General features: G+C 58.1%; 27 protein-coding genes. 20 read left to right on the top strand and 7 right to left on the bottom strand.

Features of this window, described 5'->3' with window-relative positions:
• Positions 1 to 568 precede the first annotated feature (568 nt).
• Entirely contained in the window at positions 569 to 1,018 is a 450-nt protein-coding gene (gene cadR / locus ACZ9W6_RS11015) for a Cd(II)/Pb(II)-responsive transcriptional regulator (RefSeq protein ID WP_465191186.1), read from the bottom strand.
• Between the two features lie 92 nt (positions 1,019 to 1,110).
• On the opposite strand from cadR, the gene ACZ9W6_RS11020 reads away from it, so the two are divergent.
• Together ACZ9W6_RS11020 and ACZ9W6_RS11025 are read left to right on the top strand one after the other, a co-directional pair.
• A complete protein-coding gene (locus tag ACZ9W6_RS11020) occupies positions 1,111 to 3,348 on the top strand; it encodes a heavy metal translocating P-type ATPase (protein WP_465191187.1) in 2,238 nt (745 codons plus the stop codon).
• A 12-nt stretch (positions 3,349 to 3,360) separates the two neighbouring features.
• Complete coding sequence (locus ACZ9W6_RS11025) at positions 3,361 to 3,807, top strand: methyltransferase family protein (protein WP_465191188.1); 447 nt, start codon at positions 3,361 to 3,363, stop codon at positions 3,805 to 3,807.
• On the opposite strand, the gene ACZ9W6_RS11030 is transcribed toward ACZ9W6_RS11025, so the two are convergent.
• Both ACZ9W6_RS11030 and ACZ9W6_RS11035 read right to left on the bottom strand, forming a co-directional pair.
• The gene (locus ACZ9W6_RS11030; RefSeq protein WP_465191189.1) at positions 3,791 to 4,426 is read right to left on the bottom strand and encodes a putative metalloprotease CJM1_0395 family protein; all 636 of its coding nucleotides are present in this window, start codon (positions 4,424 to 4,426) and stop codon (positions 3,791 to 3,793) included. The genes ACZ9W6_RS11025 and ACZ9W6_RS11030 overlap by 17 nt on opposite strands.
• 29 nt (positions 4,427 to 4,455) lie before the next feature.
• Positions 4,456 to 6,231: an ABC transporter ATP-binding protein gene (locus tag ACZ9W6_RS11035; protein ID WP_465191190.1), complete on the bottom strand. Its 1,776-nt coding sequence runs from the start codon at positions 6,229 to 6,231 to the stop codon at positions 4,456 to 4,458.
• Positions 6,232 to 6,307: 76 nt separating this feature from the next.
• Here ACZ9W6_RS11035 and ACZ9W6_RS11040 point away from each other — a divergent pair, with 76 nt between their 5' ends.
• The 3 genes from ACZ9W6_RS11040 to ACZ9W6_RS11050 are packed head-to-tail and all read left to right on the top strand — an operon-like array spanning position 6,308 to position 8,108.
• Positions 6,308 to 6,790, top strand: a complete 483-nt coding sequence (locus ACZ9W6_RS11040) for an acyl-CoA thioesterase (RefSeq protein WP_465191191.1) — start codon at positions 6,308 to 6,310, stop codon at positions 6,788 to 6,790.
• Complete coding sequence (locus tag ACZ9W6_RS11045; protein ID WP_465191192.1) at positions 6,787 to 7,281, top strand: GNAT family N-acetyltransferase; 495 nt, start codon at positions 6,787 to 6,789, stop codon at positions 7,279 to 7,281. Before ACZ9W6_RS11040 ends, ACZ9W6_RS11045 begins: the two co-directional genes overlap by 4 nt.
• 2 nt (positions 7,282 to 7,283) lie before the next feature.
• Positions 7,284 to 8,108, top strand: a complete 825-nt coding sequence (locus ACZ9W6_RS11050; RefSeq protein ID WP_465191193.1) for a segregation and condensation protein A — start codon at positions 7,284 to 7,286, stop codon at positions 8,106 to 8,108.
• Between the two features lie 36 nt (positions 8,109 to 8,144).
• Here the strand turns inward: ACZ9W6_RS11050 and ACZ9W6_RS11055 are convergent, their stop codons facing one another.
• The gene (locus ACZ9W6_RS11055; RefSeq protein ID WP_465191194.1) at positions 8,145 to 8,732 is read right to left on the bottom strand and encodes a 3'-5' exoribonuclease domain-containing protein; all 588 of its coding nucleotides are present in this window, start codon (positions 8,730 to 8,732) and stop codon (positions 8,145 to 8,147) included.
• 127 nt (positions 8,733 to 8,859) lie between these two features.
• Between ACZ9W6_RS11055 and ACZ9W6_RS11060 the strand changes: the two genes are divergently transcribed.
• From ACZ9W6_RS11060 to ACZ9W6_RS11085, 6 genes are all read left to right on the top strand, one after another.
• Positions 8,860 to 9,180, top strand: coding sequence for a YnfA family protein (locus tag ACZ9W6_RS11060; RefSeq protein WP_465191195.1), 321 nt, complete (start codon positions 8,860 to 8,862; stop codon positions 9,178 to 9,180).
• 61 nt (positions 9,181 to 9,241) lie between these two features.
• Entirely contained in the window at positions 9,242 to 9,769 is a 528-nt protein-coding gene (locus ACZ9W6_RS11065; protein WP_465191196.1) for a GNAT family N-acetyltransferase, read from the top strand.
• Between the two features lie 34 nt (positions 9,770 to 9,803).
• Complete coding sequence (gene scpB, locus ACZ9W6_RS11070; protein WP_465191197.1) at positions 9,804 to 10,424, top strand: SMC-Scp complex subunit ScpB; 621 nt, start codon at positions 9,804 to 9,806, stop codon at positions 10,422 to 10,424.
• The gene (locus tag ACZ9W6_RS11075) at positions 10,424 to 11,605 is read left to right on the top strand and encodes a pseudouridine synthase (protein WP_465191198.1); all 1,182 of its coding nucleotides are present in this window, start codon (positions 10,424 to 10,426) and stop codon (positions 11,603 to 11,605) included. The genes scpB and ACZ9W6_RS11075 overlap by 1 nt, the downstream gene beginning before the upstream one ends.
• An 86-nt stretch (positions 11,606 to 11,691) precedes the next feature.
• Positions 11,692 to 12,249, top strand: coding sequence for a transcription elongation factor GreB (gene greB / locus ACZ9W6_RS11080; protein ID WP_465191199.1), 558 nt, complete (start codon positions 11,692 to 11,694; stop codon positions 12,247 to 12,249).
• 153 nt (positions 12,250 to 12,402) lie between these two features.
• Positions 12,403 to 12,534, top strand: a complete 132-nt coding sequence (locus ACZ9W6_RS11085) for a hypothetical protein (protein WP_465191200.1) — start codon at positions 12,403 to 12,405, stop codon at positions 12,532 to 12,534.
• Positions 12,535 to 12,648: 114 nt separating this feature from the next.
• Here the strand turns inward: ACZ9W6_RS11085 and ACZ9W6_RS11090 are convergent, their stop codons facing one another.
• A complete protein-coding gene (locus ACZ9W6_RS11090; protein ID WP_465191201.1) occupies positions 12,649 to 13,077 on the bottom strand; it encodes a MarR family winged helix-turn-helix transcriptional regulator in 429 nt (142 codons plus the stop codon).
• A gap of 79 nt (positions 13,078 to 13,156) precedes the next feature.
• Here ACZ9W6_RS11090 and ACZ9W6_RS11095 point away from each other — a divergent pair, with 79 nt between their 5' ends.
• Positions 13,157 to 14,308, top strand: coding sequence for an aminotransferase-like domain-containing protein (locus ACZ9W6_RS11095; protein ID WP_465191202.1), 1,152 nt, complete (start codon positions 13,157 to 13,159; stop codon positions 14,306 to 14,308).
• Positions 14,309 to 14,398: 90 nt separating this feature from the next.
• On the opposite strand, the gene cysB is transcribed toward ACZ9W6_RS11095, so the two are convergent.
• Positions 14,399 to 15,334 carry an HTH-type transcriptional regulator CysB gene (cysB, locus tag ACZ9W6_RS11100; protein WP_465191203.1) on the bottom strand — a complete coding sequence of 312 codons (936 nt, stop codon included), beginning with the start codon at positions 15,332 to 15,334 and terminating at the stop codon, positions 14,399 to 14,401.
• 112 nt (positions 15,335 to 15,446) lie between these two features.
• On the opposite strand from cysB, the gene ACZ9W6_RS11105 reads away from it, so the two are divergent.
• The 8 genes from ACZ9W6_RS11105 (at position 15,447) to ispH (ending at position 24,560) form a co-directional block, all read left to right on the top strand.
• On the top strand, positions 15,447 to 16,151 hold the full coding sequence (locus ACZ9W6_RS11105; protein ID WP_465191204.1) for a phosphoadenylyl-sulfate reductase: 705 nt from the start codon (positions 15,447 to 15,449) through the stop codon (positions 16,149 to 16,151).
• Between the two features lie 52 nt (positions 16,152 to 16,203).
• A complete protein-coding gene (locus ACZ9W6_RS11110; protein ID WP_465191205.1) occupies positions 16,204 to 17,862 on the top strand; it encodes a nitrite/sulfite reductase in 1,659 nt (552 codons plus the stop codon).
• On the top strand, positions 17,846 to 18,337 hold the full coding sequence (locus ACZ9W6_RS11115; protein ID WP_465191206.1) for a DUF934 domain-containing protein: 492 nt from the start codon (positions 17,846 to 17,848) through the stop codon (positions 18,335 to 18,337). The genes ACZ9W6_RS11110 and ACZ9W6_RS11115 overlap by 17 nt, the downstream gene beginning before the upstream one ends.
• Positions 18,338 to 18,571: 234 nt before the next feature.
• Positions 18,572 to 19,222, top strand: a complete 651-nt coding sequence (locus ACZ9W6_RS11120; protein ID WP_465191207.1) for an OmpA family protein — start codon at positions 18,572 to 18,574, stop codon at positions 19,220 to 19,222.
• Positions 19,223 to 19,347: 125 nt separating this feature from the next.
• The gene (locus tag ACZ9W6_RS11125; protein ID WP_465191208.1) at positions 19,348 to 20,283 is read left to right on the top strand and encodes a bifunctional riboflavin kinase/FAD synthetase; all 936 of its coding nucleotides are present in this window, start codon (positions 19,348 to 19,350) and stop codon (positions 20,281 to 20,283) included.
• Positions 20,280 to 23,060, top strand: coding sequence for an isoleucine--tRNA ligase (gene ileS / locus ACZ9W6_RS11130; RefSeq protein WP_465191209.1), 2,781 nt, complete (start codon positions 20,280 to 20,282; stop codon positions 23,058 to 23,060). Before ACZ9W6_RS11125 ends, ileS begins: the two co-directional genes overlap by 4 nt.
• A 25-nt stretch (positions 23,061 to 23,085) precedes the next feature.
• Complete coding sequence (gene lspA / locus ACZ9W6_RS11135; protein WP_465191221.1) at positions 23,086 to 23,565, top strand: signal peptidase II; 480 nt, start codon at positions 23,086 to 23,088, stop codon at positions 23,563 to 23,565.
• A 65-nt stretch (positions 23,566 to 23,630) separates the two neighbouring features.
• Positions 23,631 to 24,560 carry a 4-hydroxy-3-methylbut-2-enyl diphosphate reductase gene (gene ispH, locus ACZ9W6_RS11140; protein ID WP_465191210.1) on the top strand — a complete coding sequence of 310 codons (930 nt, stop codon included), beginning with the start codon at positions 23,631 to 23,633 and terminating at the stop codon, positions 24,558 to 24,560.
• Positions 24,561 to 24,573: 13 nt separating this feature from the next.
• Here the strand turns inward: ispH and ACZ9W6_RS11145 are convergent.
• On the bottom strand, positions 24,574 to 24,870 hold a 297-nt coding region (locus ACZ9W6_RS11145), incomplete at its 5' end, for a hypothetical protein (protein WP_465191211.1).

The following is a 24,870-nucleotide window of genomic DNA, read 5'->3' on the forward strand; positions in this document are numbered from 1 at the left end:
TATACTGCGCTTACTCTCTGTGTTGTGTTGTGGCTCGTAACACGGTAGTGCAGCAGTAGCGCGGTGCAGACTTCTCCTCTTTGCACGGCAGGCTGTTGTGGCGCCGTTGTCCTTGACCGGACAAAGCATCATTGGCCAGGTCCATGATTTCATTGATGCTTCGCAAGCCGGGAGTGCGGTGCGAAGCATGAGCTTGAACTCCCTTACGAGCGTTGTTATTGCCGGCAATCAGCCGGCAATTTTTTTGCATGATGCTTTTGAATTCTATTTTGGAATGATTTTTATGAAAACAAGTCATTTCACGACTGTAACTTTCTTACTTATAATCCGTATCACTCTCTGTGTTGTGTTGTGGCTCGTAACGCAGCGTGCATTTGCCAGAGCGACATTGCCAGCTTCTCCTCGCTGAACAGTGTTGTGCATCTGAACGTTGTGGTCCGCCTAGCGGACAAGGCATCAGCCGGGTTGATCCCGAAGATTATGTGATGCCTCGCATAGCCAGGGGATGCGATGCGAGGTATGACCTTGAATCCCCTTACGAGCGTTGTTGAAGCCGGCTTTTAGCCGGCTATTTTTTTGCCTGTTCGCCAGCCTCGGGGTGGCAGGCGCAGTCCAGCCCGTTCGAGGCATCTTCCAGAGATTTCAGAATGCCGCAGTCCGCCACCGTATGCGGGCTGTCACAGCGCGCGCGCAAGCTCAGTAATTGCTGCTCCAGCTGCTGCAGTTTTTCAATCTGCTGATGTACCTCGCGGATTTGCCGGTCTATCAGCGCATTCACATGGTCACAAGGTTCGGGGGCGGGGTGCTGGTGAAAATCGGCCAGCAGACGGATATCGCCAAGCGACATGCCGAGCGCGCGGCAGTGGCGGATGAAGTGCAGCTGCTCGACATGCTGCGGCAGATACTGGCGATAGCCGCCACTGCTGCGGCTGGGCGAAGGCAGCAAGCCTTCTTTCTCGTAATAGCGGATGGTTTCCACCTCGCAACCCGTGGCCTTGGCCAATTGTCCGATTTGCACGACAGCCTCCTGAAATTGTCTGGTCATCAGTCTTGACCCTAAAGTAACTATAGGGTGTGCAATGCAGTCTGAACAGACTAGCGGAGTACATCATGTCAGCCTGCTGCCAGAACAAACAACCAGCCTCGTGCCAGACGAGGCACGACCATCAGCACGACCACCAGCACAATCATGAGCATGGCTGCTGCGCTACTGCCGCGGACGCCGGGCCGGCACAAACGGTGGTCGATGCACTTGCCAGTGACGAGCTGGCCTTGCACATACCGGCGATGGATTGCCCGACCGAAGGCCGCATGATTGCCGAGGCACTGGGCAAGGTCGCCGGTGTGTCGGCTTTGCGCTTTGATTATCTGGCGCGCAATGTGGTGTTGCGCTATCAGGCAGCGTCGCCGGAGCCGCTCTATGCCGCGCTGCAGCAGATCGGCTTGCCGGCGCAGCGTAGCGACCGTGCCGGCACGGCAACAGCTGCACCGTGGTGGCAGAGCAATACCGCGCTGGCTTTATCAGGCATGTTGGCCGCAACGTCCGAGGCGGTGCACTACCTGCTGCCTTCGCAGCCGGCGGCTGTGGTGGTAGCGGCGCTGCTGTCACTATTGCTCTCCGGCCCGGCAACGGCGCGCAAGGGCTGGTTTGCGCTAAAGACCTTCACCCTGAATATCTATTTCCTGATGTCGGTTGCCGTACTGGGTGCCGTGATTCTCGGCCAGTGGCCGGAAGCGGCAATGGTGCTGTTCCTGTTTGCCTTGTCGGAAAAGCTCGAAGCGCGGGCATTGGCCAAGGCTGGCGAGGCGGTTCGTGCCTTGATGGCCTTGCGACCAGAGCTTGCCTGGGTGGAAGAGGGCGGCCAGTGGCAGCAAGTGGCGGTAGCTGCTATCGCGCTTGGCCGCACGGTCAAGGTGCAGCCGGGCGAGCGGGTGCCGCTGGACGGTCGCATCCTGCAAGGCAGCAGTGCGCTTGACGAGGCGGCAATTACCGGCGAGAGCCTGCCGGTGGACAAGAGCGTAGGGGATGCGCTCTTTGCCGGTGCGATCAATGGTGAGGGCGTGCTGCTGATGACGGTAACGAGTCTGGCGGATGACAGCCTGCTTGCCCGCATCATTCGCAGCGTGCGGGATGCCGAGGCGCAGCGTACCCAGGTCGAGCGCTTTATTGACCGTTTTGCCGCGCGTTACACGCCGGTGGTGGTCGCGCTGGCGGTGCTGTGGGCGGTGGCCGCGCCACTGGTCGGCCTCGCCAGCTGGCAGGCGGCCTTGTATCAGGCGCTGGTATTACTGGTGATTGCCTGCCCGTGCGCGCTGGTCATCGCCACGCCGGTGACGCTGGTGTCGGCGCTGGCGGCTTCGGCGCGGCATGGCGTGCTGGTGAAGGGCGGCGCGGCACTGGAAGCAGCAGCGCGCATCAAAACCATCGTGCTCGACAAGACCGGCACCCTGAGTCTGGGCGAGCCGCAGCTGGGTGCCATTCAAGCCGTGGTCAATCAGCCGGAGCGTGAGCTACTGGCATTGGCAGCCGGTCTGGCTGGCGAGAGCAGCCACCCGATTGCGCGGGCCGTACAACAGGCAGCAAAGCAGCAGGAGATTACGCCGCAACCGATCAGCGCGGTGCGCCAGCTGCCCGGCCTAGGCATGACCGGTTTGTGGCAAGGTCGCGATGTCGCGCTGGGCAATCGTCGCCTCGCGCAAGAGTCGGGCGTGGCTGAGGAGGTGTTGCAGCAATACTTGCAGCCGCTGGAGGCGGATGGCCAAGGTTATGTCTTGCTGATGCAGGAGCGCAGCTTGCTGGCGGTATTGCTGGTCGAGGATGCCTTGCGGCCAACGGCGGCGGCCAGCTTGCAGGCTTTGCACGGGCAGGGCATGCGGCTGATGTTGCTGTCGGGCGATCGTGCCGGCGTGGTGGCGCGGGTGGCCGCACAGCTGGGGCTGGACGAGGCGCATGGCAATCTGCTGCCGGAAGACAAGCTGCAAAGGTTGGCCGCAGCCGCGGCGCAGGCGCCGGTGGCGATGGTGGGCGATGGTGTCAATGATGCGCCGGCACTGGCGCGCGCTGATCTGGGCATTGCCATGGGCGCAGCCGGCTCGGATACAGCACTCGAGGCGGCACAGGTCGCGCTGATGGATGACCGGCTGGACAAGCTGCCGTGGCTGTTTGCCCATGCACGGAGCAGCATGGCGGTGTTGCGGGTGAATATTGCGCTGGCATTGGGCATCAAGGCGGTATTCTTCGTGCTGGCCTTGTTCGGTATTGCCAATCTGTGGATGGCCGTATTTGCCGACGTCGGTGCCAGCCTGCTGGTGATTGCCAATGGTTTGCGTCTGGCACGCGCGCGTTGAAAAGGAGAACGGATGAGTCTGCGTATACCGCCTTTATTGCTGACAGTCTTGCTGGCTGCGCTGATGTGGCTGCTGGCCTGGCGCTGGCCGACGCCGCGCTTTGAGGTGCCGGCAGGCTTGTCGCTGCTGCTGGCTTTGCCGGGCTTGTCCATGCTGTTTGGCGCGGCCCGGCGTTTCGTGCAGAGCCGTACCACGCTGAATCCGGTGCGGCCAAGCGAAGCCAGCGTGCTGGTGGTGGCCGGCTGGTATCGCTATAGCCGCAATCCGATGTATCTGGGCATGGGCTTGCTGTTGCTGGCGTGGGGATTATGGCTGGCGGTGCCGCATGGCCTGATCGTGCCCTTGCTGTTTGTCGTCTGGATGGATCGTGTCCAGATTGCGGCAGAAGAGGCGGCGCTGCGGCAGCGCTTTGGCGAGGATTATCGCGCCTATTGCCGTCAGGTCAGGCGCTGGTGTTGATGTATTGCCCGGTAGTTTTGGCTGGGTTGAGATCTTTGTGGATGCGTTGCGCCAGCGGGTCGCCCTGACTGGCTGGCTGAGTGCCGGGCTGGCTGGCCGAGCCGGTTTGTCCGCCGCTTGACTGCGCTTGCTGCTGGCTGCGCAGCTCGACACTGGCTTGTTGCGCCATCTGCCGAGCCTGCGCTGCGACGGCATGGTCTTGCGGTGACGGGTCGGCCGGCGCCATCGCGGCGGCTTCGATGCGACGTGCCTTGTCTATTGTCTCTTGCGGGCTGCGACCGGGGCTGACGTCGATATTGACCTCGCCGCCGATCGCATACTTGTTGCCATCCGGCCCTTGCTGGAAGGTATAGCTGGGGCTGCTGGCCGACAGGCCGCTGGCGGCCGCAACATGCGCCTGTTCGTGGCGGCGCACCTCGGCATCACGCTCTTTCAGCTTGTCGACCTGGCGCTGCTCGTGATCCTCCAGCGGCTCGCCATTGCTCTTGCGGCCAACGTTGGCCGCCTGCGCTTCCTTGCGTTCAGCCTTGCGCAGGCACGACGCACACTGACACCCTGCCGGGCAGGATGTCAGGTAAGGATTGTCGTAACTGCCCGCCGTGGCGGTGGAAATTTGCATGATGGCGCGCTGCTGGGTGGATGCCTGAATTATAGCGCGAGACTGGCTTGCGGCTTTTCACCGGTCTGCAAACGCCACAGTGCGGCGTAAATGCCATCCTGTGCCAGCAGACTGTCGTGCGTGCCGGATTCCACCAGCCGGCCGTGCTCCATCACATGAATGCAGTCGGCGTGGCGCACGGTAGACAGGCGATGGGCAATCACCAGTGTGGTGCGGCCACGCGACACGATATCCAGCGAGCGCTGGATGGCCGCCTCGGTCTCGTTATCCACCGCGCTGGTGGCTTCATCCAGAATCAGGATCTTCGGATTACGCAAGATCGCGCGCGCCAGTGCCAGGCGCTGACGTTGGCCGCCGGACAGCTTCTGGCCGCGCTCGCCGATCTGGGTGTCGTAGCCCTGTGGCAGCTTGCTGATGAAATCATGCGCCTCGGCCGCGCGGGCGGCGGCTTCGACTTCCTTGCGGCCAACCTCACCCAGGCCATAAGCAATATTCTGCGCCACGCTGCCATCGGTCAGGAAGACATCCTGACTCACATAACCGATCTGGCGGCGCAGCTCGGGCAGGGCAATGTCGCGGATATTCTGGTTATCCAGCCGGATCTCGCCCTGCTTGCTTTCATAAAAGCGCAACAGCAGCTTGATCAGCGTGCTCTTGCCACTACCGGTGGCGCCGACAAAGGCCACGGTGCGACCGGCCGGCACCACAAAGCTGATGTCCTGCAACACTGGCTGTTCGCCATAGGCAAACGACAGCTTGCTGAAAGCCAGTTGCCCCGATACTGCCTCGGTCGGCAGCGACGTGCCTTCATACGGAATCGTGATGGGTGTGGAGAGGACATTCAGCACGCGATCGATGGCGGTCATCGAGCGCTGGTAGAGGTCGGCAATGTCGGCCAGCCCGACCAGCGGCCACAACAGCCGCTGGGTCAGGAAGACCAGCACCGAGTAACTGCCGACACTGATTTGTTTTTCCATCGCCAGATAGCCGCCGTAGACCAGCGTCACCACAAAGCCGGACAGGATGGCCATGCGGATGATGGGAATAATGGCCGAGGCAAGGCGAATGGCGGCGGCATTGCGCGCGAGATAGGCTTCGCTGGCATCGCGAATGTGTTGCGCCTCGAAACCCTCGGCGGTAAAGGCCTTGATGGTGGCCACGCCCAGCAGATTATTGTTGAGGCGGCTGTTAATCACGCCGGCGGCCTCGCGCACCGCGGCATAGTGCGGCGCGATGCGGCGCTGAAACCAGAACGTGCCGAACAGAATCAGCGGCACCGGCGCCAGCGCCAGTGCGGCCAACTGTGGCGCGATATAAAAGAAGACGGCGCTGACCATCACCGTCGAGCACAAGATCTGGATGATGCTGTTGGCGCCGCCGTTGAGGAAGCGTTCCAGCTGGTTGATGTCATCATTCAGGATGGCCATCAGCTTGCCGGTGCTCTGGTTTTCGAAATAGGACAGCGGCAGCTTCTGCACATGCTGGTAGGCATCCAGCCGCAGATCGTGCTGCAGATTTTGGGCCAGATTGCGCCAGCGAATCTGGTACAGGTATTCGAACAGCGATTCGCCACCCCAGATCAGCACGGTCAGCACGCCCAGCCACAGCAGTTGCTGGAAGGTGTCGACAATACCGAGCTTGGCAAGGAACGACGCCTGCTGGTTGACCACGATATCGACGGCTACGCCGATCAGGATCTCGGGCAGGATGTCGAAAAACTTGTTGATGACGGAGTAGGTGCTGGCCAGGTAAACATCGCGGCGGTAGCGGCGGGCGTACTGGAACAATCGGCTCAGGGATGACATGATGAAATCTGGGTGGGTTGCCGGGCAAGTATTGTACGCCATCCAGTTTGAATAAAACGTGAAGCAAGGTATCAGAATGACGGAACACACTGTTAATCAGCGCGAACTGACCATGTCGGTGTTGATGACGCCGGATATGGCCAACTTTTCCGGCAATGTACACGGCGGCGTATTGCTGAAACTGCTCGATCAGGTAGCTTATGCCTGTGCCAGCCGCTACGCCGGCTGTTATGCGGTGACGCTGTCGGTGGATCAGGTACTGTTCAAGCAGCCGATTCATGTCGGCGAAATGGTGACCTTCCTCGCCAGCGTCAACCACGTTGGCCGCACCTCGATGGAGGTTGGCATCAAGGTGCTGGCCGAGAATATCCAGCAACGCAGCGTGCGCCATACCAATAGCTGCTATTTCACCATGGTGGCGTTTCAGGATGGCCAGGCCCAGCCGGTGCCGCCTCTTTCTCTTGATAGCGAAACCCACCGCAAACGGTTTCGCGAGGCCGAGATCCGGCGCCAGATGCGCAAGGAAGCCGAACAGCGCATGCAGGATGCCGGAATGTGAACGGCCAGCTGCAGCCGGTCAGCCAGCGTGAGGTTGGCGAAGCCTATGCCTGGTACTGTCACGGCATGAAGGCGCAGCTATCCTTGGCCGCACACTGGGACGAGCTCAAGCAGCGGCTGCAGTTTATGGATTGCTATCGCGACCGCACACTGTTTTGGTATCTCGAAAACGGCCGCCAGCGCGGCTTGTTGTGCATGGAGCTGATCGGCAGCGTCTGGCAGCTGTACTTGCTGGTTGTGGTGTCGCCAAGACGTGGCTATGGGAGGCGCGCCATGGAATGTCTGCAGGCGATGTGCGGCCAACATGAAAGCATCGAGCTGGACTGTCTGCGCCGCGACCGGCCTGTGCATGCCTTTTATGCCGAAATGGGCTATCGCGTGATTGCCAGCGGTCCGCAGTTTCTGCGCCTGCGCTGGCAGCTGGCCGATCAGCCTGCTGCTGCCAATGGCGGCAGCGCGTACAATGCCGGCTTGAATCAGCTTGCCGAGTAGTCATGACCGACACCACGCCCGACTTTTCCCTGAATGCAGACGAGTTGCCTGTCAGCCTGCCGCTGGCCCATGTCTTTGGCCAGCCGGTGCTGGAGCTGCCGCAGGACCTGTTTATCCCGCCCGATGCCTTGCGGCTGATACTTGAGAGTTTCGAAGGCCCGCTCGACTTGCTGCTGTATCTGATCCGCAAGCAGAACCTCGATGTACTCGACATCCCGCTGGCCGAAGTTACCGCGCAATACATGCAGTATATTGATGCCATGCGTGCCGAACGGCTGGAGTTGGCCGCAGAGTATCTGCTGATGGCCGCTCTGCTGATTGAAATCAAATCGCGCCTGCTGCTGCCGCGTCCGCCGGCTGATGATGATTTCGAGCCGGATGATCCACGTGCCGAGCTGGTACGTCGTCTGCTGGAATACGAACAGATGAAGCTGGCTGGCCTCGCGCTCGACAAGCTGCCGCAAGCCGAGCGTGACTTTGCCTGGCTGGCGGTATTGATCGAACAGTCCGCCGAGCAGCGCCTGCCCGATGTCAGTGCAATCGATCTGCGACATGCCTGGCTGGCCATTTTGTCGCGAGCCAGGAACAATCGTCACCATCAGGTCAAGAAAGACGAACTGTCGGTACGCGAACAGATGAGTTTTATCCTGCGCTATCTGGATGGTCGCGATTATGTCGCCTTCGAAGAATTGTTCGACATCAACAAGGGCGTAGCCCATCTGGTAGTCAACTTCATCGCGGTGCTGGAGCTGGTCAAGGAAGGCATGATCAAGGTCAGTCAGGACGAGCCGTATCAGCCCATCTATGTACGTCTGGCGCTGGTGTAGTAGGTTCACACATTTGATCGGGAAGGTTGCTTGACCTCAGTTTTGATATTCGGCCTTGCCCCATAATTCTTCCCGCCGCTTTAGCAGATTGCAGAAGGCCTGAGCGTGGCCGCGTGCGTCATCAAGCGGCAGGTGCGAGTGCGGACTGCTGACTTCATTCAGTTCGGCAGGCCAGTCATTGCGGCCACTACGGGTGAATGGTTTGCCCAGTACTGCCATGGCAAAGCTGGGGACATCAATACCCCAGCGGCAATATGGTTCGTAGCCAAGATATTTGAAGCTGTACCAGCGCATGAATGGAAAGTCGAACGTGGCCGGATGCGAGACCAGCACGGCGCGGCCGGGCAGGGACTTTAGCCAGTCAGCAAAATCCTGCATCGCCGTCCCCGCTTCGACTTGATCTTGTTGCAGGGCTGCCCAGGTCTCTTTTTGCGTTTGCCACCAGGCCAGCGTGTCAGGATGGCCGCTCATACCCGGTGTGGGCAGCAGGTTGCAGCTGAATTCGGCGATGATGTGACCGTTGGCGCGGAAGGCGACAGCGGCAAAGGCCAACAGATTGTGCATGCCGGCCACCGGGCCGTCACTCTCGATATCCACGCATACCCACACGTCTTGTTGTTGCATAATCATTCTCCAATGGCATTTTGCGCATGCTGTCATGTCAAGTGAATTTGGACAAATAAGCGCCGGGTGGATTGTTGACCCGGATGAGTGGATGGCACCGGCATGCCGGCGCGGAGAAGTGGAAACGATGCGAACTTTTGCGCTGTTTGTGATAACAGCACTGGCCGAAATAATCGGCTGTTATTTACCGTGGCTGTGGCTGAAAAAGGGTGGCTCGCCATGGCTGTTGCTGCCGGCGGCAGCCAGTCTGGCCTTGTTTGCCTGGTTGCTGACCTTGCATCCGGATGCCTCCGGTCGTATCTATGCCGCTTACGGCGGGGTCTATGTGTCGGTAGCGCTGGCCTGGTTATGGGCGGTGGATGGTGTGCGGCCAAGCTTGTGGGATCTGGCCGGTGTCGGGCTGTGTCTGGCCGGTATGGCAGTGATCATGCTGGCACCCCGTGGCTAAGTGCTTGGCAGTCATTCGCGGGCTTTATATGCTTTATGCAAAGCCATCGTGAAAGCCTGTCATGAATCTGCATATCGAGCTGGCGGACATCCGCCATGCGCCTTGCTACCCCGATTATTTTCACGCTTGCCGTGCAGCCGCTTGCGAGCATTATGCTGACGCTGGTGACTCGGCGGCGGTGTTCTTTCAGCGCGTGCTGGATAACGCTGCCGGTCGCCATTTGCCGCCTGGTTATGTGCCTAGCCAGACCTGGTTTGCGCTGGATGAGCTGGGGCGCATTGTCGGTGCCATCCGTTTGCGACTGGGGACGACGCCGTTTATCTTCGATGAATGCGGTCATATCGGTTACGAAGTCTTGCCGGCGGCCAGAGGCCAGGGCATTGCCGGCCGGCTGCTCGCCCATGTGCAGAGTTATGGCACTGCGCAGCTGGATGGTGGCTGGATCATCACCTGTGCGGCCAACAACCCTGCTTCGCAGCGCACCATCAGCGGTCGTGGTGGCCGTTTGCTGGATATCCGGCCGCAAGGTGGAGGCGAACCTGACCTCCTGCGTTACCATCTGGCTGCGCAAAGCCAAAAAAGCGTGTAAAATCCGCGCCTTCCGTTTTTGAAACCGTGCCGGCATGTCCACCATCACCGATCTCAAATATCTGAAAATCGTGCTGGAGACAGCGCTGCTGACGGCGCAAGAGCCACTGTCGGTGCATCAGCTGAAAAAGCTGTTTACCGAAGACGTGCGTGCGGCGCTGATCAATGACTTGCTGGACGAGATCCAGAAAGGCTGGAAAGGCCGTGGTATAGAGCTGGTGAAGCTGGCTTCAGGCTGGCGCTTTCGGGCGCGCGCCGAGTTCACGCCTTACCTGGCACGACTCAATCCGGAAAAACCGCCGCGTTACTCGCGGGCCGTGATGGAAACGCTGGCCATCATTGCCTATAAACAGCCGGTAACGCGCGGCGATATCGAGGCCATTCGTGGTGTTACGGTATCGACCAGCGTGATGCAGACCCTGCTCGAGCGGGGCTGGATCGAAATCATCGGGCACAAGGATGTGCCCGGCCGTCCCGGCCTGTATGCCACCACCAGCAAGTTTCTGGATGACCTCAGCCTGAGCAGCCTGCGCGATTTGCCGCCGCTTGCCGAGCTGTCGACCTTGGTGATTGCTGATAGCAAGGCAGAAGCCGCAGGCCCGGACGATTTGCCCCTCGTTGATGAGGCGCCCCCCCTTACAGAACAGGAATCATGATGTCTAAAGGACAACGCAACAACGCGCGCCAGCCGGTCGCCCGTGTCCGTGGCCAGGAAAGTGGCCAAGCCCGTAAACCCGATATGGGTCGTGCCGGTGGTGGCAAGAAGCCATCCGGCCACTTCCTGAGCCCGCGTAATGCCCCTGCAGCCGGCCGTGCGGCGCCGGCAGGCCGCGCCCAGCCTGCGGCCAACCCTGCCTTGCAGCATGAACGCCGCTTTGGCAACAAGAATGCCGCCATCCCTGGCGTAGAAGAGCCACAAGCCGCCGTTGGCCGCCGCGAGCGCGGTGCCGCCAACAAGGTGCAGCGTGCCAAGAAGCTGGCGCTGCGCGCGCCGCGTCAGGATGTGCAGGAGCGTTCTGCCCGTCTGCGTGAAACTCGCGTCGATATCGACCATATCGAAGCCGTGCGCCTGCAAAAAGCGCTAGCCGCCTCCGGTGTCGGTTCGCGTCGCGAGATGGAAGAATGGATCGAAGCCGGCCTCGTGCTGGTGAACGGCAAGAAAGCCGCGCTGGGCGACAAGGTCGGCCCGCGCGACCGCGTGACGGTGAAGGGTGACCAGATCCGCCTGAAATGGGCTGACCGCCTGCCGCGCGTGATCATGTATCACAAGCAGGAAGGCGAGATCGTGACTCGTGACGACCCGGAAGGTCGTATCACGGTATTCGACCGTCTGCCACAGGCGCGCTCCAGCCGCTGGGTGGCGATCGGCCGTCTGGACGTGAATACCTCCGGCCTGCTGCTGGTGACCACCAGTGGCGAGCTGGCCAACCGCATGATGCACCCGAGCTTCGAATTTGATCGCGAATACGCAGTACGCGTACTGGGTGAGCTGACTCGCGAGCAGATGAAGGAAATGACCAGCGGCATCATGCTGGAAGATGGCCAGGCGCATTTCCAGCACGTGAGCGAGCAAGGCGGTGCCGAAGAAGGTGCCAACCGCTGGTACAAGGTCATCATCCGTGAAGGCCGTAACCGCGAAGTTCGCCGCATGTTCGAGCATTTCGGTCTGACTGTCAGCCGCCTGATTCGCGTGCGTTTCGGCAATATCGGTCTGCCTCCACGCCTGAAGCGTGGCCAGTACTACGAGCTGAATGAAGCCGAAGTGGCCGCGGTAATGAAGTGGGCCGGCCTGACGGCTACCGGTCAGGAAAAGGGCAGCCGCAAGCCCCAGCGCTAAACAGCCACGGCCAACAGCGCTACAATCAAGGCCTCCGGCACACGCCGGAGGCTTTTTCTTTTGTTGTGTCAGCCACGAGAGCAGCCATGAGCAAGGCATTTACCCGCGAGCAGGATGACGAGCACGAAGACGATGTGCCGGCCGAACTGCGCCTGCCCAAATCGACCAAGAATTACATCACGCCAGCCGGCTGGCATCGCCTGCGCGAGGAGCTGAACCAGCTGGTCAAGACCGAGCGTCCGCACATGACCCAGGTGGTGAACTGGGCGGCCAGTAATGGTGACCGTTCGGAAAACGGTGATTATCTGTACGGCAAGCGCCGCCTGCGCGAGATAGACCGTCGTATCCGCTTTCTGACCAAGCGGCTGGAGATCGCCGAGGTGGTCGACCCCGAGTTGCGCGAAGAGACCGACCAAGTGTTCTTTTCGGCGACAGTCGAAATCCAGCGTGGCAATGGCGACGAGCAGACCCTGAGCATAGTCGGGGTGGACGAGATTGATCTGGCACGCGGCCACATCAGCTGGATCTCGCCGATTGCACGCGTGCTGATCAAGGCGCGTGAGGGCGATACGGTGCTGTTCCGCGGCCCGGATGGCGAGGAAGAAATCGAGATTCTGGCGGTGCGTTACGAAAAGATAAGCTGATGCTTATGTGTCAGGTAATTGGTGTAGTTTGTTTGCTACAAGGGTTGATCACGTTTTGACAATTAAGCCATTTTGATTGTGTGGGTATTCTTTTTCGGTTAAATAATCCATTGCCCTATCTGAATGGGGTAATTTAACTTAGGGAGATGAAAGATGAAAAAATTGGCGCTGGCTTCTATCTTGGCACTGTTCTCAGCGGTATCTATGGCCGCAGTTATTACGTCTAGTGGTGAGCCAATCAAGAACGCATTTGGCGAAGTATGGCAGACGCCGACTTCCAAGTGATCGTTATATCTGGCTGATCCATAAGACTGAATCAGCCAGATGTGGATCAATAAATGGCCAGCCTGTTACTTTGGGCTGGCCATTGTTTATCGGTAGTGTCCGTTGTTGGCCGGGTCAGCGGCTCAATGCCTCATTGACCTTCAGCCAGCCGCTGGTTGCATCGCCGCCAGCGGCATCAAAGGCCAGTTGCAGCAGCCTGGCCTGTTCGCGATGCAGGGTTTCTTCGAGCTTGCGCCCCTCTTCCGTCAGGCGCAGTTCTTTCACCCGCTTGTCGTGGCTGGCGGTGTCAGTACGTACCAGGCCCATTTCGACCAGCTGGCGCAGCGGGATGTTGATCGCCTGTTTGGTGACGTCCAGATGGGCGAGCAAGTCCTTGACCGACAGGCCGGGTTGCAGGGCGATAAAGAACAGGATGCGGTGATGCACGCGAGCGAGGCCGCGCTTGGCCAGTATTTCGTCGGGCTTGTCGGTAAAGGCCATGTAGGCGTGAAAAAAGGCCTTCATGGCATCGCGCAACACTGGCGAGTGGGCTTCGGTATTCATGGTTGACGTTGGAGCGTGAAAGCGGTAGTTTGGTCAAATAATTTGACTAAATAATAACCTGTCTGCCGTGGAGAGTAACATGTTTTCAGAGCGCATCGAACGCTTGTCCGGTTCCCTTATCAGAGAGATTCTTGCTGCCGCCCAACGTCCCGAAGTGATTTCCTTTGCTGGCGGTTTGCCGGCCAGCCAGTGCCTGCCGGCGCTCGATTTTGCGGCGGTACCACCGCACATTGCCCAATACGGTACCAGCGAAGGCGAGCCGGAGCTGCGCGCTGCCATTGCGGCCGAGCTGGCCAAGATCGGCATGCAGGTGTCGCCTGATCAGGTGCTGGTGCTGTCCGGTTCGCAGCAGGCGCTGGATCTGGCTGCCAAGCTGTTTGTCGATCCGGGTACGCCGCTGATTACCGAAGGCCCGACCTATCTGGCAGCCTTACAGGTGTTCAAGCTGTTTGGCGCCAAGATCACCACGGTGCAGCAGCAGGATGGCCAACTGTCGGCTGCCTCGCTAGCGGATGCGCTCGAACATAGCAAGGCGCGTGTCGGCTATCTGATTCCGTCCTTCCAGAATCCGTCTGGTGCCTGTTACAGCGAAGACACGCGTCAGCAACTGGCCGGGGTGATCGATGCCGCGAATATGGTGCTGATCGAGGACGATCCTTACCGCGCCCTTGCCTATGATGGCGCTGCACCGAGACCGCTGGTTACGCATCTGAAGACAGCCCAGTGGGTTTACTGTGGTTCTTTCTCCAAGACACTGGCGCCGGGTCTGCGTATCGGCTATCTGGTAGCTTCGCCCGAGCTTTACCCTTACTTCCTGCGCCTGAAACAGGCGTCTGATCTGCATACCAACCGTCTGGGACAGTGGTTCAATGCACGCTGGCTGGAAAGTGGCGAGATGGACGCCCATCTTGCCGATTTGCAGCGGCATTACAAGGTTGGCCGCGACGCGATGCAGGCCTCGCTGCAACGCCATTTTGCTGATCTGGCTGATTGGGAAATCCCGAAAGGCGGCCTGTTCTTCTGGCTGAAGCTGAAAAAGCCGGTGGATACCCGTCCGCTGCTGAAGATTGCGCTGGAACAGCACAATGTGGCCTTCATGCCGGGCGAGCCGTTCTACGCCAATCCGGAAGAGGGCATCGGTCACCTGCGCCTGAACTTCAGTCATGCGACTACCGAACGTATCGAGGAAGGTGTAGCCAGATTGGCGGGTGTGGTGCGCGCAGCGCTGTAAGCTTTACGCCTAGCTGATAAAAAAGGTTGGCCGCAAACTGCTGAAGTTTGCGGCCAACCTTTTACTTTGTGTGGTCTGCGGTGGCGAAATTTACTCTTCTTCGCCCTGATGCAGCACGGCATCGACATCCTTGCGCTTGAGATGCGGCGCGAACAGCTCGATGAAGGTGTAGGCAAAACCGCGCAGATAGGCGTCCTTGCGAATGCCGATTTTGGTGGTCGAGGGCGAGAACAGGTGGCTGGCGTCAATGGCAGCCAGGCCGGTGTCGCGCTCGGGCTCGAAGGCCATGCTGGCGATAATGCCGATGCCCAGGCCTAGCTTCACATAGGTCTTGATTACGTCGGTATCAATGGCGGTCAGCACGACGTTGGCGCTGCAGCCGGCATCGGCAAAGGCCTGGTTGATCTTGCTGCGGCCGGCAAAGGCAAAGTCGTAGGTGATGATCGGATGCTCGGCAATGTCCTGCAGGGTGATGGTGCGCCCCAGCTGGTGCAGCGGGTGATCATTGGGCGCGACAATGCTGCGGTTCCAGTCATAGCAGGGCAGAGTGGCCAGCTCCTTGTAAAGCGAGACGCCTTCGGTAGCGATGGCGAGGTCGGCTTCGCCAGAGATCACCATATCGCAGATCTGCGTCGGGCTGCCTTGCTTGATCGACAGTCTGACTTTGGGATAGCGTCGCACGAACTCGCTGATCACATCCGGCAGGGCGTAGCGGGCCTGGGTGTGGGTGGTGGCGATGGTCAGCGAACCTTCGGATTCCTTAGAGAACTCGTCACCTACGCGTTTGAGGTTTTGTGCCTCGCGCAGGATGCGCTCGGAAATCCGCAGCACTTCCTTGCCGGGTTCGGAAACGGCGACGACGCGTTTGCCATTGCGGATGAACACCTGGATGCCCAGTTCGTCCTCCAGCAGGCGAATCTGTTTGGAGATGCCGGGTTGCGAGGTGTGCAGTTTTTCCGCTGCTTCGGAGACATTCAAGCCTTGTTTGGCGACCTCGACCAGATAGCGCAGCTGCTGCAGTTTCATGGGTGTGTCCTTACAACTTAAAGTAATTAAATACTAACACAATATTCTTTTCGGCTTTAAGGCCTTTCGCTACCATGCAAACCTCAATCCGCTTGCCCACTGGAGGCGTTCGATGAGTTTTGCCGACAAACTCGCGCATACCGAAGCGCTGCTCGACGAGATCGCGCGCGATTTTCCCAATGTAGCTCTTGCCAACAGTTTTGGTGCCGAAGACATGGTGCTGATGCACCTGATCGCCAGCCGCAATCTGTCTATCGGCATTTTCAGTCTGGACACCGGACGTCTGCCGGTGGAAACCTACACCCTGATGCAGCAGGCTGCCGAACGTTATCCAAGCCACAGCATCCGTGTTTACTATCCGGATGCCACGGCGCTGGAAAACTATGTCAACAGCCACGGCATTAACGCTTTTTATCAGAGCGTGGAGCTACGCAAGTCCTGTTGCCATGTACGCAAGATCGAGCCGCTACGCCGCGCGCTGGGCGGGCTGGATGCCTGGATCACCGGCTTGCGCCGCGAGCAGTCGCCAACGCGCCAGGATCTGGGCGATCGCGAGCACGATGCCGACAACGGGCTGATGAAATTCAATCCGCTGATCGAGTGGACGGAAAAAGAAGTGTGGGAATACATCCGCGCCAACGAGATTCCTTACAATAGCCTGCACGACAAGCGTGTGCCATCTATCGGCTGTGCGCCCTGTACCCGCCCCATTACCATTGGCGAAGACGTGCGTGCCGGCCGCTGGTGGTGGGAGAATCCGGAATCGAAAGAGTGCGGCCTGCATGTGAAAGCCAGCCCGCTCAAGCGCCCGAACTGAGAATGTCAACGTTGGCCGCCAGCTTGCGGCCAACCTTATACCGAGTCGATACATGTACAAGTACGATGCTGTAGATCACAAACTGGTACGCGAACGCGTTGACCAGTTCCGCGACCAGACCCGTCGCTACCTAGCTGGTGAACTGGCTGAAGAAGAGTTCCGCCCGCTGCGTCTGATGAATGGCCTCTACATCCAGCGTCATGCGCCGATGTTGCGTGTGGCGGTGCCTTATGGCCATGTTTCCAGCACCCAGGTGCGCAAGCTCGCGCATATCGCCCGCAAGTACGACCGTGGCTATGCTCACGTCACTACGCGTCAGAACATCCAGTTCAACTGGCCTGCGCTGGAAACCGTGCCGGATATCCTGGACGAGTTGGCTGAAGTCGAGATGCACGCGATCCAGACGTCCGGCAACTGTGTGCGCAATACCACCACGGATGCCTTTGCCGGTGTCGCTGCCGACGAATTGCTGGATGGCCGCGCCTACTGCGAAATCATCCGTCAGTGGAGTACGCTGCACCCCGAGTTTGCCTATCTGCCGCGTAAATTCAAGATTGCCGTTTCCGGTAGCCGCGATGACCGTGCGGCGACCCAGGTGCACGATGTCGGCCTGCATGTGGTGCAGAATGAAGCGGGCGAGACCGGCTTCAAGGTGTGGGTTGGTGGCGGCCTTGGCCGTACGCCTATCGTCGGCAAGGTGATTCGCGAGTTCCTGCCGGCGCGCCATATCCTGACTTATCTCGATGCCATCTTGCGCGTTTACAACCGCTTTGGCCGTCGCGACAACAAGTACAAGGCACGGATCAAGATTCTGGTGCAGGCACTGACGGCAGAGGGTTTTGCCGCCAAGGTCGAAGACGAATGGGCGCATCTCAAGGATGGCCCGGCGACGCTGCGTGATCAGGATATTGCGCATTTCAGCAGTTTCTTTACTGATCCGGCTTATGAAGTGCTTGCGGCTAACCCTGCAGCTTTCGCTGCAGCACAAGCTAGCGATGCGGCTTTTGCCAAGTGGGTGTCGCGTAATACCCGTGTCCATAAAAAGCCGGGCTATCGCTCGGTAGTGCTGTCGTTGAAGAAAACCGGTGTGCCACCTGGCGATATCACTGATGCGCAGCTGGATGTGGCCGCCGATTGGGCGGATCGTTTCGGCTTTGGCGAGCTGCGCTTCTCGCATGAGCAGAACGTGATTCTGCCAGATATCAAAGAGGCTGATCTGTACGAACTGTGGCAACTGGCCAAGGCGCATGGTTTTGCTACGCCAAACATCGGCCTGCTGACCGACATCATCTGCTGTCCGGGCGGCGATTTCTGTGATCTGGCCAATGCGCGCTCGATTCCGGTAGCCGAGGCGATCCAGCGCAAGTTTGATGATCTGGATTACCTGTTTGACCTTGGCGAGATTGACTGTAACTTCTCCGGTTGCATGAATGCCTGTGGACATCATCACATCGGCAATATCGGCATCCTCGGCGTAGATAAGAACGGTCAGGAGTGGTACCAGATTACTTTGGGTGGCAGCCAGGGCAATGGCACAGCCATCGGCAAGGTGATTGGCCCGTCGTTTGCCCAGGCTGACGTGCCTGAGGCGTTTGCAAAAATCATGAATCTGTATGTGGAGCAGCGTCAGGAGGGCGAGCGCTTCATCGAGACCGTGCGTCGTATCGGTTTGGATCCATTCAAGGAGCGCGTATATGCAAAATCTCATTAAGAATCGTGAAATTTGCCAGGACGATACTTGGGTGCTGGTACGCAGCGCTGAAGACAGCTTCAATGCGGCGGATGACCTGATTGTACCGCTTGAGCTGTATCTGGCTGGTGAGTTGCCGGCCGGTGGTCGCCGTGCGCCGTGGCTGTCTCCGGATAGCGATCTCGAGGCCTTGCGATCCAGTCTGGCTAGTGTCGAGCTGATCGCTATCGACTTCCCTGCATTTACCGATGGTCGTGGTTATAGTCTGGCAAGATTGTTGCGCGAGCGCTATGGTTATCAAGGTGAGTTGCGCGCGATTGGCGATGTCCAGCGTGATCAATTGGCTTATCTGGCCCAGGTAGGGTTTACTGCATTTGCAGTTCGTGCCGATCGTTCCGCTGAAAATGCCTTGGCAGGTCTGTTCGATTTCAGCGAGCAATATCAGGTAACTGCGTTGCAACCGGAGCCTTTGTTCAAGCGTCGCGCAGCAGGTTGATTTGTTGCAGGAAGGCAACTGGAAAATACTTTTTTCGATAGAAAAGTAATTTGCCATGTTGCCTTTTTTGTCTTTTATGTGTTTGTTTAAGTTGACATTGTAGTGATGCGTTGCCTATAGTTTCTGCAACTGTCTTATGCTGTTGGTTGCTTTTTGTCAGTTGATTTATTGACATTTAAAGCTTCCTGTAGATTCAGCTTCGAGATGGATTCATTCACAAATAAGGATTTTGCCATGAAAAAATCGGTCAAACTGAGTGCTCTGCTTGCTGCAATGCTGGTTTCTGGTGCTGCTTTTGCTAACCAAGGCTATGCAGTTGATGGTCACGTTCGCAATGTAGTGAAGAATGCCTACGGCGAGTGCTGGAAGTTGCCGACAACTTACAATCAGGCTCGTGATGGTCTGGTTGAGTGTGGCGATCGCGAAGCTGCCAAGCCGGTTGCACCTGTAGCTCCGGTTGCGCCAGTTGCTCCTGCTCCAGTCAAGTCCGAAATTCGCTCTTTCAGCCTGTCTGCTGCTGGCCTGTTTGCGTTCGACAAGACCGTTATCACCAGCGGTAACGCTGCACTGGATAGCCTGGTTGCTGACCTGAAGGGCGACAAGTACCTGAAGGCCGTTACCATCGTTGGCCACACCGACTACATGGGCTCTGCTGATTACAACCAGCGTCTGTCCGAGCGTCGTGCCAATGCTGTGAAAGACTACCTGGTAGCTGGCGGTATTCCGGCAGAGAAAGTTTCTGCTTACGGCAAGGGTGAGTCCGAAGCCAAGCTGACCGAACAGTGCCAGAAGATCGCCAAGCGCGCAGACAAGATTGCTTGCCTGGAAGGCGATCGTCGCTTCGAAGTGACTGTAGAGTCCGCCAAGGAAGTGACTGTCAAGTAATCCCGTCCGGGATCGCCTGATGAAAGCCCCGGCCAAGCCGGGGCTTTTCTTTTGTCAGTGGGCTGGCCGCGATTTCGCTTGCTGGTTACAATCGAAGTTTGATCATGGAAAGAGCACCTTAGCCCATGCGAGCGTTTCTGGGAGACCCGAGGCGATATGAACTTCCGCCCTGTGCCCTGACTATCGGCAATTTTGACGGTGTCCATCTGGGGCATCAGAAAATGCTGTCCAAGTTGAGGCATGAGGCTGCGGCGCGTGGCTTGCCATCCGCGCTGCTGACATTCGAGCCGCACCCGCGTGAATTTTTTGCCAAAGGGCAGGTGCCGGCCCGCTTATCCATTCTGCGCGACAAGCTGCAATTTCTGGCCGATGAAGCCAGGGTCGACTACGTATTTGTTTACCGTTTCAATCACGTTTTCTCGCGGCTGCCCGCAGAGCATTTCATTCGTGATGTGCTGATTGAGCAGTTGCAGGTGCGTTACTTGCTGATTGGTGATGACTTCCAGTTTGGTGCTGATCGAAAGGGTGATTTCTCTTTGCTGTCTGCCAATGCCGAGATGGTAGTGGAGGCGATGCCCTCGGTGCTGGTTGCGGGGGAGCGGGCATCCAGTACGCTGGTGCGTGAAAGGTTGGCCGCAGGCGATCTGGATGCTGCGGCAAGACTGCTTGGCCGGCCTTATCAGTTAAGTGGCAAGGTCATGCATGGCCAAAAGTTGGGGCGTACTATCGGTTTTCCGACAGCTAATGTGCATTTGCCGCATCGTTTGCCGCCGCTGCAGGGGATCTTTGTGGTTGAGGTCGACACGCCTGTTGGCCGCTTGGGTGGCGTGGCGAGCCTGGGTAAAAACCCGACTGTAACCGATAGTCAGAACTACAAACTGGAAGTGCACCTTTTCGACTTCGCCGGCGACTTGTATGGTCAGCGTATTAGTGTGCACTTCCTGAAAAAACTGCGCGATGAAGCGCGTTATGATGATTTGAATTTGCTGGTGGCACAGATCGAACGTGATGCTGCCAGTGCCAGAACCTATTTGAACAGTTTGCAACGAGATCAGGCATGAGCATCGATTACAGAAAAACCGTCAACCTGCTGGATACCGCCTTCCCTATGCGTGGCGATCTGGCCAAGCGTGAGCCGGCTTGGCTCAAGCGCTGGAACGAACAGCAACGTTATCAGAAGCTGCGCAAGCTGGCCGCCGGTCGTCCGAAGTTCATCCTGCATGATGGCCCGCCGTATGCCAACGGTGATATCCACATTGGTCATGCCGTCAACAAGGTGCTGAAGGACATTATCGTCCGCTCCAAGACCTTGTCTGGTTTTGATGCGCCGTATGTGCCGGGCTGGGATTGCCACGGTCTGCCTATCGAGCTGATGGTGGAAAAGTTGCACGGCAAGGATATTCCGGCAGCCAAATTCCGCGAGCTGTGCCGCGAGTATGCTCACGAGCAGATCGCTCGTCAGAAAAAGGATTTTATCCGTCTCGGCGTACTGGGTGATTGGGATAATCCTTACCTGACCATGGATTTCAAGACCGAGGCTGACATTGTGCGCACCCTCGGCACGATTTTTGAAAACGGCTACCTGATGAAGGGCGAGAAGCCAGTGCACTGGTGTATCGAGTGTGGCTCTGCACTGGCCGAAGCGGAAGTCGAATACGAAGACAAGACTTCACCGGCAATCGATGTCGGTTTCCGTGTGGTGGATACCGACAAGTTGGCCGCAGCTTTTGCTGTGGCCAACGTTGATGGTGCGATGGCGGTGATCTGGACAACGACGCCGTGGACGCTGCCTGCCAACCAGGCGATCTCCGTTAGTGCCAAGCTGGATTACCAGCTGCTGGATACGCCGAAAGGCAAGCTGGTGTTGGCCAAGGATCTGGTCGAAGCGACCATGAAGCGCTATGGCGTCGAAAACTGGACTGTGCTGGGTGAGGCAAAGGGTGAGGCGTTGGAGATGATCCGTTTTGCCCACCCGTTCTACAGCCGTGAAGTGCCGGTGATCTGTGGTGATCATGTGACCACCGATGCCGGTACCGGCCTGGTGCACACCGCACCGGCGCACGGTCTAGAAGACTTCCAGGTTGGCCAGCAATACGGTATCCCGGTTGATAATCCGGTGGCGGACAATGGTCGCTACAAGAGTACTACCGAGCTGTTTGCCGGTCTGAGCGTCTGGGAAGCCAATCCGAAAGTGATTGAAGTGCTGATCGAACGTGGTGCACTGGTGCATCAGGACAAGCTCTTGCACAGCTATCCGCACTGCTGGCGTCACAAGACGCCGATCATCTTCCGTGCCACGCCGCAGTGGTTTATCGGCATGGACAAGGCGGGCAACGATGGTCAGGTATTGCGTGAGCGTGCCATGCAGGCTGTTGACAGCACCGAGTTCTTCCCGGCTTGGGGGCGTGCACGTCTGGAAGCGATGATCGGTAACCGTCCTGACTGGTGCGTATCGCGTCAGCGCAACTGGGGCGTGCCGATGACCTTCTTCATCCACAAAGAGACGGGTGATCTGCATCCGAATTCTGCCGAGCTGTTGGAGCAGGTGGCCTTGCGTATCGAGAGGCAAGGTATCGAAGCCTGGTTCAGCCTGGATGCGACCGAATTGCTGGGTGAAGATGCGGCCAACTATCGCAAGCTGACCGATACACTGGATGTATGGTTTGACTCGGGCTCTACCCATTTTGCCGTGCTCAAGCAGCGCGCAGAGCTGGCTTGGCCGGCAGATCTGTATCTGGAAGGCTCCGATCAGCACCGCGGCTGGTTCCAGTCGTCCCTGTTGACCGGTTGCGCCACGATTGGTCGCGCACCGTATCAGCAGCTGCTGACCCACGGTTTCGTGGTGGATGGCAAGGGCCTGAAGATGTCCAAGTCCAAGGGCAATGTGGTAGCGCCGCAGAAGGTGAACGACAGCCTGGGTGCCGACATCTTGCGTCTGTGGGTGGCGTCTACCGACTACTCTGGCGAGCTGGCGATTTCCGATGAAATCCTCAAGCGTGTGACCGAAAGCTATCGCCGTCTGCGCAATACCATCCGCTTCCTGCTGGCCAATCTGTCGGACTTCGATCCGATGGAGCATGCCGTGCCTTACGAGCGTCTGAGCGAGATCGACCGTTATGCGCTGATGATGGCCAAGGAAATGCAGGAAAAGATCACCGGTGATCTGTACCCGCGTTATGCCTTCCATCACGCGATGCAGGAAATCGTGAATTACTGCTCGGAAGATCTGGGTGCTTTCTACTTGGACATCCTGAAAGACAGGCTGTACACCACCAAGGCCGACAGCCACGCACGTCGCAGCGCGCAGACTGCGCTGTATCACATCAGTCGCAGCCTGCTGCTGCTGCTGTCGCCTGTGTTGTGCTTTACCGCCGACGAGGCTTGGGAAGTGTTGCTGGGCAGTGATGAGGAAACCCCGCTGTATCACGTCTGGCACGAGTTCCCGAATCCGGCTGTCGGTGCCGAGGCAGCGCTGGTCGCCAAGTGGCAAGCGATTCGCGCCTTCCGTGCCGAGGTCAACAAGCAGATCGAGGCCTTGCGCAGTGCCGATCAGCTGGGCTCATCGCTGCAGGCCGAGCTGGATATCACCGCTGAAGGCGAGTTGTATCAGCATCTGCTGAGTCTGGGTGAGGATCTCAAGTTCGTGCTGATCGTATCGCGCGCCACGGTGCTGGAAGGTAGCGAAACTGCTATTCAGGTCAGCCCGTCGGCACATGCCAAGTGTGATCGCTGCTGGCACTATCGTGCCGATGTCGGCTCGCATGCCGGTCATGGTGCGGTGTGTGGTCGCTGCGTCGACAATATCGATGGCAAAGGTGAGGCTCGTGTCCACGCCTGATAATGCAATCAAGGCCGCGCCAGTGATGGCGCTGCGTGCCAGTCTGAAATGGTTCTTGCTGGCGATCGCCATCATCGTGGTCGACCAGCTGACCAAGATCCATTTTAACGAGAGCTATCGTTATGGTGAGTTACGCGAGGTGATTCCGGGGTATTTCGGTTTTACCTTGCTGTTCAATCCTGGGGCAGCTTTCAGTTTTCTGGCGGATGCCGGAGGCTGGCAGAAGTACTTCTTCACGGGCCTCGCGTTTGCGGTCAGTGGCTGGCTGGGATGGGGGATTTTGCGTCAGCAGTTCACCCGACTGATGTGCCTGGCTGCCAGCTTCATCATAGGGGGCGCTCTGGGTAATGTGATTGACCGTCTGATTCATGGTCACGTCATCGACTTTATCCAGGTGCACTACTATCAGAGCTGGTTTTATCCGGCATTCAATCTTGCTGACAGCTTTATCGTGGTCGGCGCGATCCTGATGGTGGTGGACAGCATTCTCCATCCGCAAAAGTAATCAGCTTGCTGTAATCAAAGGTTGGCCGCATCTGCGGCCAACCTTTCTTGTAAAAGGATAAACCGATGTCGAAAACCATCATGCTGGCCAATCCGCGTGGTTTTTGTGCTGGTGTCGATCGTGCCATCGCCATCGTCGAGCGTGCGCTTGAAATCTACGGTGCGCCGATCTATGTGCGTCATGAAGTCGTTCACAATCGCTTCGTAGTCGATAATCTGCGCGCCAAGGGGGCCATCTTTATCGAAGATCTGGTTGATGTGCCGGCAGGCAGTACCTTGATTTATTCGGCGCATGGCGTACCGCAGTCGGTTCGCCAGCAGGCGGCCGATATGGGCTTGACGGTCTATGATGCGACCTGTCCGTTGGTGACCAAAGTCCACGTCGAGGTCAAGCGTATGCATCAGGCCGGCATGAGCATCATCATGATCGGCCACAAGGGCCATCCTGAGGTTGAAGGCACCATGGGGCAGGTCGGCTCGGGCATGTTCCTGGTGGAAACGGTTGCTGATGTGGCGACTTTGCAGCTGCCGGATGAGAGCAAGCTTGCCTATGTCAGCCAGACAACCCTGTCGGTTGATGAGACGCGCGAAATTATCGAGGCGCTCAAGGTGCGCTTCCCGCAGATTCATAGTCCCAAGAAGGATGATATCTGCTACGCCACCCAGAATCGCCAGGACGCGGTCAAGGCGATGACAGGTCAGTGTGATCTGATCATCGTCGTCGGCTCGCCGAATAGCTCCAACTCAAATCGTTTGCGTGAGGTCGCCGCGCTGCGTGGTATTGAGGCCTATATGGTCGATAACGCCAGTCTGCTGCAGCCGGAATGGTTTGTCGGCAAGAGCAGCATTGGCGTCACGGCGGGAGCCAGTGCACCGGAAGTGTTGGTGCAAGCCGTAATTGAGCGTATCCAGTCATTCGGTATCGAGTCGGTGAGCGAGCTTGATGGTGTGGAGGAGAAAATTACCTTTGCACTGCCGCCAGGCTTGCGCGAGTAAGTAGTCCTGATTGTCAGAAAAAGTTGGCCGCAAGCGATTGCGGCCAACTTTTTTGCTTTGTGGGGTTCTTTATAATCAACGACTTGTTCACTTTGTGTGATTGTTTTGGTTTTGAGGTGTTGACGAGGTTGGTCGGGGTGGGTATAGTTCGCCTCCTCAGCTGACGACGCAAACGAAACAAGCAGTCAGCACCGCTCTTTAACAGACCAAATAACCGATAGGTGTAAGTATCTGGCGAAGCCAAATACTTGCACTGCAAGAGAAAGTGACACGAATCTTCGGATTCGGTTTCTTTGAACTTGCGTGCCAA

The sequence above is a fragment of the Vogesella lacus genome, from assembly GCF_979366295.1.